Raw genomic sequence first — 12108 nt, 5'->3', positions numbered from 1 at the left:
TGCTTTGGTGGAGGGGACCGCCGCGAGCCACGCAGACCGGCACAGTGACCGTGCATCCGTGCGAGGTGCCTTCTTCCGCGCCGCCTTGAACCAGACGGCGGCGATCCCCGCCGGAGCGGCATACAATGGACCGCCGCGTGCTCCTTGGCCTCCTCCACCGGCCGGGCCGGCGTGGCGCGGATCGTCTGGGTGAGCCCCGCCCGGTCGAGATCGGTAATACCGCCGCGCCTTCGAACGGACCCGTTCGGAGGCGCAAGGCAAGCCCGAACGGGCGCCGGCGCTGATGCGCCGGACGCCTTCGCATCGACGTGTCGATGCCAAGGCGCGAGGGTATAACATGTAATTTCTATACACCTTCAACCGGCCGGAGTAGAAGGTGCAAATCGAATGCATCTTTGAGCGACGCCATGCCGTCCCCGCTGAGCCCCGACACCATCGCCCTCGTCAAGGCCACCGTGCCGGCCCTGGAGGCCCACGGCCTCACGATCACCCGGCGCATGTACGAGCGCCTCTTCCAGGATCCGGCGATCCGCGACCTGTTCAACCAGTCGCATCACGGCGAGACCGGCTCCCAGCCCAGGGCCCTGGCCAACGCCGTGCTGGCCTATGCCCGCAACATCGACAACCTCGGCGCGCTCGCCGGCGCCGTCGAGCGCATCGCCCAGAAGCACGTCACCCTGGCGATCCGGCCCGAACATTACCGCTCCGTGGCCGAAGCGCTCCTCGGGGCGATCCGGGACGTGCTCGGCGAGGCGGCCACGCCGGAGATCTGCGCCGCCTGGGGCGAGGCCTACTGGTTCCTGGCGGACATCCTGATCGGCCGCGAGGCCGCGATCTACCACGATCACGAATCCCGGCCCGGCGGCTGGGCCGGCTGGCGCGACTTCGCGGTCGAGAGCGTGACGCGCGAGAGCGAGACGATCCGCTCCTTCCTGCTGGTGCCGGTGGATGGCGGGCCGGTGCTGGCCCACGCGCCGGGCCAGTCCCTCGGCATCCGGTTCGACCTGCCGGGTCATGGCGTGCTCAAGCGCAACTACTCCGTGTCCTGCGCGCCGAACGACCGGGCCTACCGCATCACCGTGAAGCGCGAGGGCGCGCCCGGCCGTCCCGCCGGCCTGGTCTCGTCCTGGCTGCACGACGCGGCCGGCCCCGGCACGGTGCTGAGCGTGGCCGCCCCCGCCGGCGACTTCGTGCTCGACCGCGGGTCCCGCGCGCCGGTGGTGCTGGTGAGTGGCGGCGTCGGCTTGACCCCGATGATGAGCATGCTCGAGACGATCGCCGCCGAGACCCCGGAGCGGCCGACCTGGTACGTCCACGGCGCCCTCAACGGCCGGGTCCACGCCATGGCGGCCCAGGCCCGCGAACTCGCCGCGGCGTGCGCGGCGATCCGCCTCCACACCGTCTACGAGGTGCCCGAGGCCGGGGACCGGCGCGGCCGGGACTACGATGCCGCCGGCCGCATCACCCCCGAATGGCTCGTCGCCCACACCCCCGCGGAGGCGACCTACTATCTCTGCGGCCCCAGGCCCTTCCTCGCCAGCCTCGTCCACGGCCTCGCCCGCCTCGGCGTGCCGGCCGAGCGGATCCGCTACGAGTTCTTCGGACCGGCGGACGAGCTGGCGGACGAGGCGCCGCGCGAGGCGGCGTGAGACCGGAGCCGCGGCCGGGCCGATGTCGCCCGGCCGCTCAGGTGAGGCCGCCGTCGACGCGGATCACCTGGCCGGTGACGTAGGAGGCGGCCGGCGAGGCCAGGAAGGCGACGGCCGCGGCGATCTCGTCCGGGGCGGCCCGGCGGCCGAGGGGGATGGCGGCCTCCAGCGCCGCGATCGCCTCCCGGGCCAGCGCGCCGGCGCGGCCCGGATCCTTGGCGGTCAGGCCCGGCGCCACGGCGTTGACGGTGATGCCGTCCGGGGCGAGCTCGCGGGCGAGGCTCCGCACCAGCGCCTCCAGGGCGGCGCGGCCGGCGGCGGAGGCCGCGAACAGGCCGAGCTCGGCCCGGTACAGATGGGCGACGTAGGACGAGACCGCGACGAGCCGCGGCGCCGTGCCGGCCCGCAGCAAGGGCGCCGCGGCTTGCGCCAGGCGCAGGAAGGACTCCGCCGAGAGGCTGAGCGCGCCGGCGAGGCTGCCGGCGTCGAGGGCGAGGGCGCTGCCCCGCTGCGCCTTGCCGGCGGCCGCCACCACGGCGTCGAGGCGCCCGAAGGTCTCGGCCGCCAGGGCCACGCCGCCCGGGCCGGTCCCGGGATCGGCGAGGTCGCCGAGCCAGGTCGCGACCCGGGCGCCCCGCGCCCGCGCCGCCTCGGCGACGGCGGCGAGGCCGGTCGCGTTGCGGCCCGTATGCAGCACGAGGCCGTGGCCGGGGGCCGCGAGGGCGAGCGCCGTCGCGCGGCCGATGCCGCTGCCTGCACCCGTCAACAGGGTGACCCGCGTCACGGCGCTCATGCGGCCGGCGGCCTTCTGCGGCCCGCCGTCACGAGGCCGCCCGTCCTCGAACCCGCGCCTGCGCGAGGTGCACGGCCTGGGCCCCGACCTCGTAGGCGAGTTCGCGCACCATCCGGAAGCCGATCGGTGCGGGCGCGGTGACCGGAAGGGGCAGGTCGGCCTCCGCGACGCGGCCGGCGACGAGGTCGGCGAGCACGCGCCCGAAGGCGGTCCCCGGCGCGATGCCGCGGCCGTTATAGCCGCTGAAGCCGACGACGTTGCGGGCAAGGCGGTGGAAGCGCGGCAGGGCGTCCGCCGTCATGCCGATCTGTCCGTACCACTCGGCCTCGAACGGCACGTCGCCGGCCTGCGGAAACAGGGCGCGCAGGGTGCGGCGGGCCCAGGCCCGGTGCACCGGGCCGCCCGAGCCGCGCAGGGCCCCGACGCTGCCGATGACGAGGCGGCCGGCCTGGTCGAGGCGGAAGGAGGTCAGCACCGACTTGGTGTCCCAGGCGCCCTGGCGTCCGGGCAGGATCGTGCCGCGCAGGTTGTCACCGAGCGGCGCCGTCGCGATGTTGAAGTAGGGCAGGTGCGCGATCTCGGCCCGGATCTCCGGCCAGGGTGCCCGGGTGTAGGCGTTGGTGGCGACGACGACCCAGTCGGCCGTCAGCGTGCCGCCCGGCGTCGCGAGGCGCCAGCGCGGCCCGTCCTCCGCGACGCCGAGGACCGGGCTGCCGGCGTGGATCGCCGCCCCCGCCGCCAGCGCCGCGCGGGCGAGGCCGCGGGCATAGGCGAGGGGCTGGATCGTGCCGGCGCGGGCGTCGAGGAGCGCCCCCGCATAGGCCGGCGTGCCGGTGAGCGACGCCGCCTCGGCGGCGTCGACGAGGCGCACCGGCGCCCCGCGCGCCTGCCACTGCCGGGCCCGGTCCTCGAGGTCGGACAGGCCCTTCGGTCCGACCGCGCAGTGCAGCGTGCCGGCCCCTTCCGCCTCGCAGGCGATGCCGTGCTCGGCGACGAGATCGAAGACGAGCCGGGGAGCCGCGCCCAGGAGCGTCAGCAGCCGCTCGCCGCGCTCGGGGCCCAGGGCCGCCGGCACGAGGTCGGGCTTGACCCACAGGCCGGCATTGACGAGGCCGACATTGCGCCCCGACCCGCCGAAGCCGACCGCCTCGCCCTCGAGCACTGTCACCTGGGCGCCGCCCTTCGCGAGGTGCAGCGCCGCCGACAGGCCGGTATAGCCGGCGCCGACCACCGCCACGTCGGCGGTCGCGTCGCCCCGCAGGGCCGGGGTGTCGGGGGCGGGCGGGGCGGTTCTCTCCCAGAGGCCGTGCGAGCGGGGATCGTTGTTCACGGGGCTGTCGGTTCCTCGATCGGTCCGGCACCATGCCCGATCGGCCGCGGCGGCGCCACGGCCGGCGGGGAGCGGCAGAAACGTCGATGAGCAAGCGGGACAGGGAGGCGGGGATGACACCGACGCAGGCCGTGGACGAGGCCATCACCAGCCGGCGCAGCGTCCGGGGCTTCCGGCCGGACCCGGTGCCGGAGGCGACGATCCGCGACCTGATCGCCCTGGCGGGGCGGGCGCCCAGCGGCAGCAACATCCAGCCCTGGAAGGTCCACGTCGGCACCGGCGCGGCCCTGCGCCGCCTGACCGACGCCCTCTCGGCCGCCCATGCCGGGGCTGAGCCGGAGGCCCGGGAATACGAATACTACCCGGTCCACTGGCGCGATCCCTATCTCGGCCGGCGGCGGGCGCTCGGCTGGCAGCTCTACGGCCTCGCCGGCATCGGGAAGGGCGACCGCGAGGGCGCGGCGCGCCAGATGGGGCGCAACTTCGTGTTCTTCGGCGCCCCCGTCGGCCTCGTCTTCACCATCGACCGCGACCTGGAGCAGGGCAGCTGGCTCGATTACGGCATGTTCCTGCAGACCCTGATGATCGCCGCCCGCGCCCGGAACCTCGACACCTGCCCGCAGGCCGCGATCGCGAGCTATCCGGGCGTGGTACGGGCCCAGCTCGGCATCGCGGAGAGCGAGATGGTGGTGTGCGGCATGGCTCTGGGCTTCGCCGATCCGGACGAGCCGGTGAATGCCTTGCGGGCGGAGCGGGAGCCGGTCGAGGGCTACGCGATGTTCCACGACGCTTGAGGCGGAGGATCGATCTGCGTGGCAGGATCGGCATCCGGCCCCATCGTCCTCGTTCCCGCGGCGCAGCCCCCGAGCGACAGGAAAGGCTCGGCTCCGTCGGGCGAGGCGGGCCCGGCGCTCAGGCCGTCGCTCCGGCCCGCCCGTCCTCGTAGCGCGACAGGTCCGGCTCCGCCCGCTGCCCGCCGAACAGCTTTCCCGCCACTCCGCGAAGCGCCGGCGGGCTCGCCGCCCGCAGGGCGGCGTGGAGCAGCCGGATGCCGAGCCGGCTGCGGGGGTGCATCAGTCGCGGCGCGAGCTTCGGCACGCCTTGCGCCTGCTCGACCATCGGTCGCATCGCCCGCTCGTAGGCCGCGAGGGCGGCCGGCACGTCGCCGCTGCGCGCGAGTTCGCCGGCCAGTACACGCGCGCCAGTGATCGCCAGGGTGGCACCGATGCCGGCGAGCGGCGTGGCGCACCACGCGGCGTCGCCGGTCAGGACGACGCGGCCCCGCGACCAGCGGGGCATCCGCACCTGGCGAAGGACGTCGAAGTAGACGTCGTTCGCATCGTCCAGCGCGGCCAGCACGCGCGGCGTTTCCCAGCCGGCATCGGCGAATCGCGCGCGCAGGAAGGCTTTCTGCCGGCCGGCGTCCCACGCCTCCTCGCCGCCCAGCCGCTGCTGGATCGACAGCATCGCCCGCGTGGTGCCGTGGCGGTCGGGGCGCAGCGACACGCTCCGGCCGCCCGGCGCGTTGTACCAGCGCCAGAGGCGGTCGTCGCCGGCCGTCCGGGGGATCGTGAAGTAGGCGATGGTCAGATCCATCCAGCGCGGGTCGTTCTCGCCCGGAAACACGCGCTCGCGGGTCGCGGAGCCGACACCCTCGGCGACGATCACCGCGTCGTAGGGCTCGGTCGCGCCGCTCGCGAAGGTGACGCGCGCGGCCTCGCCATCCGCGTCGATCCGCGCCACGCTGTCGCCGAAGCGGAAGGCGGCCCGATCCCGGGCGGCCTCGTGGAGCAGGCGGGCGAGGTCGCCGCGCAGGATCTCCAGCTCGGCGGTCGGGCCGTCGGGGCCGAGCGCGTCCGTCATGAAGCGCGCCGCGGCCCGGCCCTCCGCGTCGACCCAGGCCGTGCCTTCCTCGCCGGTGCCGCGCGCGAGCGCCGCCCGCTCCAGCCCCATCTCCCGCAGCACCGCGCGGCCGATCCCGCGCACGTCGACGTTCTGGCCGCCGTCCCGGAAGGCGGGCGCGCGCTCAACCACGGTGACGTCGAGCCCGGCCCGGCCGAGCCACCAGGCGGCGGTGTTGCCGGCGATGCTGGCGCCGGTGATCAGGATGCGGCGGGCCATGGGGGCTTCCTGCGTGAGGGGCCGGGTCGACGTCCCTACGCCACCCGCACCCCCGGCTCGAACCGTCCCTTCACCCTGACCGGCACGGTGAAGGTCCGCCCGGCGAAGCGGTCGTCGGACCGGTCGGGGTCGAGCCCTTCGGTTGCCGAGGTCACCACCAGGGTGTCGGCCTCGGGCCCGATGAAGGCCGGGCAGGTCACCTGGCGGGCCGGCATGGCGATGCTGCGCACGCGCGTGCCGTCCGGCCCGTAGGCGTCGAGGCTGGCCCCGCCCCAGCGGGCGTTCCAGAGAAGGCCCTCGGCGTCGATCACGGCCCCGTCCGGCGCCCCCTCGGAGGCGGGGATCTGCACGAAGACCCGGCGCTCGCCGGTCGGCAGGCCGGTCGCCGGATCGGTGGCGACGCGCCAGATCGTGCCGGCGTCGGAATCGGCGAAGAACGCGTGGGTGCCGTCGGCCGCGAACGCGATGGCGTTCGGGATGGTGAGGCCGGTGAAGAGGGTTCGCACCTCGCCGCGGAAGAACCAGTAGATCGAACCGAGGCCGGCTTGCGCCTCCTTGCCCATGGTGCCGAGCCAGAGGGCGCCGCTCGGGTGGACCCGACCATCGTTGGAGCGGGTCTCGGGCCGGTCGGCTTCCAGCGGGGCGAGGAGCCGCAGCCGGCCGGTCCCGATGTCGCGGAGATACAGGCCGTCCTCGGCGCCCAGCAGCAGGGTGTGATCGTCGACCCGCGCCACCATCGAGGCCATCACCGGCAGGTCGTGCAGGGTCGTGCTGCCGCCCGTGAACGGCCGCTCGGCGAGGTGCTTGCCGAGGATGTCGACCCAGTACAGCCGGCCGAGGCCGGGATGCGCCGCCGGCCCCTCGCCGAGGATGCAGGCGCGGTCGCAGAAGATGCCGGCCCAGCCGCTCATTGCCCGGTCTCCTTCGTGAAGCGATACTCGATGATCTGCCGGTAGGTCTCGCCCGGTCGCAGCGTCGCGCTCGGGAAATCCGGGTGGTTCGGGGCGTCGGGGAAGGCCTCGGGCTCGAGGCAGAGCCCGCTGCGGGCGGCGAAGCCGAGCCCGGCCTTGGCGAGATGCGTGCCGTCGTAGAACTGCACCGCCGGTGCCGTCGCGGCGACCACGAGGGCGACGTCGCTGCCCGCTGCCGTGACCCGGCCGACCGGCCGGGGCTCGGCGGAGGTGTCGCGCCCGAGCACGAAGGCGTGGTCGAACGCCTCCGCGCCGATGCGCCGGGCCCGGCGCAGATCGAAGCGCGTGCCGGCCACCGGGGCGACCGCACCGGTCGGGATCTGCGCCTCGTCGACCGGCAGGTACGACGAGGCCGGGATCTCGACCGCATGGTCGTCGATGGTCGGCGCAGGGCCTCCCTCCCGCGGGAGGAGCAGGTTGAAGTAGGTGTGGTTCGTCAGGTTGACGATCGTCGCTCTGTCCGTCGTCGCCGTCAGGGTGGTGCGCAGGGCGCCGGGCGCCGTGATGGCGTAGGTGCAGGTGACGGCGAGCGCACCCGGATAGCCCTCCTCGCCGTCCTGTGCCCGGTAGGTCAGGGTGAGCGTCCGGTCGCCAATCTCCGCGAAGGTCCAGTTGCGGCGCGAGAACCCCTGCGCCCCCCCGTGCAGGTGGTTGCGGCCGGCCTCGTTGCGGGGCAGCGCGTAGGTGGTGCCGTCGAGGGTGAAGCGGCCCTCCGCGATGCGGTTGGCGAAGCGCCCGACGATGGCGCCGCATTGCGGGGTCTTCGCCACGTAGTCGTGCGGGTCGTCGCGGCCGAGCACCATCGGGTGGCCCCGGAAATCGAGCCGGCGGATCACCGCGCCGAGGCTCAGGACCGCGACCCCGAGCCCCTCGCCCTCGAGCCGCGCCTCCAGGATCGGGCTGCCGTCCGGCATCGTGCCGACGGGGATGGGGGCTCTGTCGCTCATTCCGGGCTCCTCGCGGCGCAGGGCGGGCTCGCGTTAGGGTAGGGCGCCCCCGGCCCGGCCTCCACCGCCGCCGCCCCGTTTCTCAGGCCGTCGCGCACCACCACCTCGGTCGCCCGGGCCGCAGCGGCAGGGTCGCCCGCCCGGATCGCCGCCGCGATCGCCGCGTGGGCCTGCCAGGAGGCGGCATGGGCCTGCGGGTCGGTGGGGCGGCTGAGCCGGAAGACCACGTCGAGGGCCGCCTCGGTCACGGCACCGACGGAGTGCATGAAGACGTTGCCGGAGGCGTCGGCGAGCGCGAGGTGGAACGCGAGGTCGGCCCGGGCGAAGGCCGGGTCCAGGCCCGGCGCGTCGCGCATCGCGGCGACGCAGGAATCGAGGGCGTCGAGGTCGGCCGGGGTCCGGCGCTCGGCCGCCAAGGCCGCCGCCGCCGGCTCGATGGCGAGGCGGATCTCCGCGAGGTCGCGCAGGAAGCGCGCGTCGACGCCGCCCTCGAGGTACCAGGCGAGCACGTCGCGGTCGAACAGGTTCCAGGCCGCCCGCTCCCGCACCCGCGTGCCGACGCGGGTCCGCGTCTCCAGCATGCCTTTGGCCGAGAGCGTCTTGACCGCCTCGCGCAGGACGGTGCGCGACACCCGGAAGCGCGACAGCAGCGCCGCCTCCCTGGGCAGGACGCTGCCCTGCGGGTAGCGCCCGGCGACGATGCCGCTGCCGAGCGCCCGCGCCACCCGCGCGTGGCCCGGAATCCTGCGGGAAACGATTCCGGCCTCGATCCCACCCAAGGTTGCGCCCTCCGCCCGATCTCGCCTCTTGATTTCGCCTCTTGCCCGAGCGTCAGGATTCCGCGATAAGGGCCGGGCCACTTGAATAGTCATATTAAATGATTTTCAGTGCGTCGAGCGAACCGACGGGCTTCGAGGGAGGAAGCGGTGGCGGCGATCTATCCGGACCTTGCGGGCAAGGTCGTGGTGGTGACGGGCGGCGGCTCCGGCATCGGGGCCGAGCTGGTCCGGCACTTCGCCCGGCAGAAGGCGCGGGTCGGCTTCCTGGACATCGCCGACGGGCCCTCGCGGGCGCTCTGCGCGGAGATCGCGCGCGAGGACGGGGCGGTCGCCTTCGAGCACGCCGACGTCACCGACATCGCGGGGCTGAAGGCGGCGATCGGGCGGATCCGCGACCGCTTCGGTCCGGTGGACGTGCTGATGAACAACGCCGCCCACGACGAGCGCCACGCCACCGAGGAGGTGACGGAGGCCTACTGGGACGGCCGGATCGCCGTGAACCTCAAGCACCAGTTCTTCGCCGCCCAGGCGGTCCTGCCCGACATGAAGGCGAAGGGCGCCGGCGCGATCGTGAATTTCGGCTCGGTCTCGTGGATGATCGGCCAGGGCGGCATGGCGGCCTACACCGCCTGCAAGTCGGGGGTGATCGGGCTGACGCGCTCGCTCGCCCGCGACTTCGGCCCCTACGGCATCCGGGTCAACGCCCTGGCGCCCGGCTGGATCATGACTGAGCGCCAGCTCGCCCTCTGGGTGACCCCGGAATCCGACGCCGAGATCAACGCCCGCCAGTGCCTCAAGCGCAAGCTGGTACCCGCGGACGTGGCCCGCTTCGCCGTCTTCCTCGCCTCGGAGGAGGCCGGCGCCTGCACCAACCAGCACTACGTCGTCGACGGCGGCTGGGTGTGAGGCGAGGGCCGGCTCCGGACGGCCCTGCGGCTCCCGGGGGAATGACCGAGCTATCCCCGCCGGGCGGACGCCGTCCGCCAGCCACAAGGCAGAGACAGTAATCCCGGCAGAATGGCAGGACGCAATCCTGCCGGGCCCCAACCACCGGCAGCCCCGCGCGACGAAGACGTGGGGGCTTGGGAGGAACCATGAAGTCGTTCGTCGCTCTCATCGGCGGAGCCTTGATGGCTGCCGCGATGCTCGCCTCCCCGGCGCATGCCCAGCAGAAGGGCAAGATCGGGGTGTCGATGCCGACCAAGTCCTCGGCGCGCTGGATCGCCGACGGCCAGGGGCTGGTCCAGGCGCTGAAGGCCAAGGGCTACAGCGCCGACCTGCAATACGCCGAGGACGAGATCCCCAATCAGCTGTCGCAGATCGAGAACATGATCACCACCGGCGCCAAGGTGCTGGTGATCGCGGCGATCGACGGCACCACCCTGTCGGACGTGCTGCAGCAGGCGAGCGATCGGGGCATCAAGGTCATCGCCTACGACCGCCTGATCCGCGGCTCGAAGAACGTCGATTACTACGCCACCTTCGACAACTTCCAGGTCGGCGTGCTGCAGGGCAGCTACATCGTCGACAAGCTCGGCCTCAAGGACGGCAAGGGGCCGTTCACCATCGAGCTGTTCGGCGGCTCGCCCGACGACAACAACGCCTACTTCTTCTACGACGGGGCGATGTCGGTGCTCAAACCCTACATCGAGTCCGGCAAGCTGACCGTGCCGAGCAGGCAGCTCGGGATGGACAAGGTCTCGACCCTGCGCTGGGACGGCGCGGCGGCCCAGGCCCGGATGGACAACCTCTTGAGCGCCTTCTACGGCAACCGCCGCCTCGACGCGGTGCTCTCGCCCTATGACGGCATCTCGATCGGGGTCATCTCGTCGCTGAAGGGCATCGGCTACGGCTCGTCCGACCAGCCGATGCCGGTGATCACCGGCCAGGACGCCGAGCTGCCCTCGATCAAGGCGATCCTGCGCGGCGACCAGAGCATGACGGTGTTCAAGGACACCCGCGAGCTCGCCAAGGTCACGAGCGACATGGTCGACGCGGTCTCGACCGGCGGCCAGGTGGACGTCAACGACACCAAGACCTACAACAACGGCGTCAAGGTGGTGCCGTCCTACCTGCTGAAGCCGGTAGTCGTCGATAAGGACAACTGGCAGAAGGCCCTGGTCGACAGCGGCTACTACAAGGCCTCGCAGGTCAAGTGATGGCGGCGTCCCCGGCCCCGCGCGTGGCGCCGACCGCGTCTCCGATCCTGGAGATGCGCGGCATCACCAAGGCGTTCCCGGGCGTGAAGGCGCTCGACAACGTCACCCTCGCCGTCCGCGCCGGCGAGATCCACGCCGTCTGCGGCGAGAACGGGGCCGGGAAGTCGACCCTGATGAAGGTGTTGAGCGGGGTCTATCCGCACGGCTCCTACGACGGCAGCATCCTGTTCGACGGGGAGGAGCGGCGCTTCGCCGGCATCCCGGACAGCGAGGCGCTCGGCATCATCATCATCCACCAGGAGCTCGCCCTGGTGCCGCTTCTGTCGATCGCGGAGAACATCTTCCTCGGCAACGAGGCGGCGTCGCGCCTCGGCGTCATCGACTGGCCGCTCGCCATGGCGCGCACCCGGGACCTGCTGGCCCGGGTCGGCCTCGACGAGGCGCCCGAGACCCTGGTCACGCATCTCGGCGTCGGCAAGCAGCAGCTCGTCGAGATCGCCAAGGCGCTGTCGAAGCGGGTGCGGCTCCTCATCCTCGACGAGCCGACCGCCTCGCTCAACGAGGGCGACAGCGCCGCGCTCCTCACCCTGCTCGAGGCCTTTCGCGAGCAGGGCATCACCTCGATCCTGATCTCGCACAAGCTCAACGAGGTCGCCCGGGTCGCCGACAGCGTCACCATCCTGCGCGACGGCGCCAGCGTCGAGACCCTGCCCCGCGAGGCGATGCTCGGGCCGGACGGCCGCCTGAACGAGGACCGGATCATCAAGGGCATGGTCGGGCGCGACCTCGCCCACCGCTATCCGCCGCGGGACGGCGTTTCCATCGGCGAGCCCCTGCTGGAGGTGAAGGGCTGGAGCGTGCGCCACCCGCTCCACCCCGACCGGCTGGCGGTGGAGGACGTGAGCCTGACCGTGCGCCGCGGCGAGGTCGTCGGCATGGCGGGCCTCCTCGGCGCCGGGCGGACCGAGTTCGCCATGAGCCTGTTCGGCGGCGCCTACGGCCAGCGCGTCGCCGGCGAGGCGCGGCTGAAGGCCAGGCCCGCCGACTTGGGCAGCGTGGCGAAGGCGATCGCTGCGGGCCTCGCCTACGCCACCGAGGACCGCAAGGGCTACGGACTGGTGCTGCACGAGGACATCCGCACCAACGTGTCGCTCGCCAACCTCGCGGGCGTCTCGGCACGCGGCGTCATCGACGAGGACCGGGAGCGGACGGTGGCCGAGCGCTACCGCGAGCGCCTGCGCATCCGCTCGTCGGGCATCGATCAGGCCACCGTCAACCTGTCGGGCGGCAACCAGCAGAAGGTCGTACTGAGCAAGTGGCTCTTCGCCGACCCGGACGTGCTGATCCTCGACGAGCCGA

The 12108-nt window shown here is 73.3% G+C and carries 11 protein-coding genes; 5 read left to right on the top strand and 6 right to left on the bottom strand.

The features are described 5' to 3' along the window. Positions 1–407: 407 nt before the first annotated feature. A complete protein-coding gene (hmpA, locus tag VQ02_RS09720; protein ID WP_048443985.1) occupies positions 408–1649 on the top strand; it encodes an NO-inducible flavohemoprotein in 1242 nt (413 codons plus the stop codon). A 37-nt stretch (positions 1650–1686) separates the two neighbouring features. Here hmpA and VQ02_RS09715 read toward each other — a convergent pair whose 3' ends face one another. Both VQ02_RS09715 and VQ02_RS09710 read right to left on the bottom strand, forming a co-directional pair. Continuing rightward, on the bottom strand, positions 1687–2442 hold the full coding sequence (locus VQ02_RS09715) for an SDR family NAD(P)-dependent oxidoreductase (RefSeq protein ID WP_048443984.1): 756 nt from the start codon (positions 2440–2442) through the stop codon (positions 1687–1689). Positions 2443–2470: 28 nt separating this feature from the next. Continuing rightward, positions 2471–3772 carry an NAD(P)/FAD-dependent oxidoreductase gene (locus tag VQ02_RS09710; RefSeq protein ID WP_048443983.1) on the bottom strand — a complete coding sequence of 434 codons (1302 nt, stop codon included), beginning with the start codon at positions 3770–3772 and terminating at the stop codon, positions 2471–2473. 113 nt (positions 3773–3885) lie between these two features. On the opposite strand from VQ02_RS09710, the gene VQ02_RS09705 reads away from it, so the two are divergent. Next, positions 3886–4566 (top strand): nitroreductase, encoded by a 681-nt coding sequence (locus VQ02_RS09705; RefSeq protein WP_048443982.1) that lies wholly within the window; start codon positions 3886–3888, stop codon positions 4564–4566. Between the two features lie 118 nt (positions 4567–4684). Here VQ02_RS09705 and VQ02_RS09700 read toward each other — a convergent pair whose 3' ends face one another. From VQ02_RS09700 to VQ02_RS09685, 4 genes are read right to left on the bottom strand one after another with little or no spacing between them, the layout of a single operon-like run. Next, positions 4685–5893, bottom strand: a complete 1209-nt coding sequence (locus tag VQ02_RS09700; RefSeq protein WP_048443981.1) for an FAD-dependent monooxygenase — start codon at positions 5891–5893, stop codon at positions 4685–4687. 35 nt (positions 5894–5928) lie between these two features. Then, the gene (locus tag VQ02_RS09695) at positions 5929–6804 is read right to left on the bottom strand and encodes an SMP-30/gluconolactonase/LRE family protein (RefSeq protein ID WP_048443980.1); all 876 of its coding nucleotides are present in this window, start codon (positions 6802–6804) and stop codon (positions 5929–5931) included. Then, positions 6801–7811 carry an aldose epimerase family protein gene (locus VQ02_RS09690; RefSeq protein WP_048443979.1) on the bottom strand — a complete coding sequence of 337 codons (1011 nt, stop codon included), beginning with the start codon at positions 7809–7811 and terminating at the stop codon, positions 6801–6803. The genes VQ02_RS09695 and VQ02_RS09690 overlap by 4 nt, the downstream gene beginning before the upstream one ends. Next, a complete protein-coding gene (locus VQ02_RS09685; RefSeq protein ID WP_048443978.1) occupies positions 7808–8590 on the bottom strand; it encodes a FadR/GntR family transcriptional regulator in 783 nt (260 codons plus the stop codon). The genes VQ02_RS09690 and VQ02_RS09685 overlap by 4 nt, the downstream gene beginning before the upstream one ends. Positions 8591–8737: 147 nt before the next feature. On the opposite strand from VQ02_RS09685, the gene VQ02_RS09680 reads away from it, so the two are divergent. From VQ02_RS09680 to VQ02_RS09670, 3 genes are all read left to right on the top strand, one after another. Beyond that, on the top strand, positions 8738–9496 hold the full coding sequence (locus tag VQ02_RS09680) for an SDR family NAD(P)-dependent oxidoreductase (protein ID WP_048443977.1): 759 nt from the start codon (positions 8738–8740) through the stop codon (positions 9494–9496). Positions 9497–9684: 188 nt separating this feature from the next. Beyond that, on the top strand, positions 9685–10749 hold the full coding sequence (chvE, locus tag VQ02_RS09675; protein ID WP_048443976.1) for a multiple monosaccharide ABC transporter substrate-binding protein: 1065 nt from the start codon (positions 9685–9687) through the stop codon (positions 10747–10749). 53 nt (positions 10750–10802) lie between these two features. After that, on the top strand, positions 10803–12108 hold a 1306-nt coding region (locus VQ02_RS09670; protein WP_209436992.1), incomplete at its 3' end, for an ATP-binding cassette domain-containing protein.

The organism is Methylobacterium variabile (assembly GCF_001043975.1).
GTDB classification, from domain to species: Bacteria; Pseudomonadota; Alphaproteobacteria; order Rhizobiales; family Beijerinckiaceae; genus Methylobacterium; species Methylobacterium variabile.
This window is presented reverse-complemented; position numbering and strand designations above follow the sequence as displayed.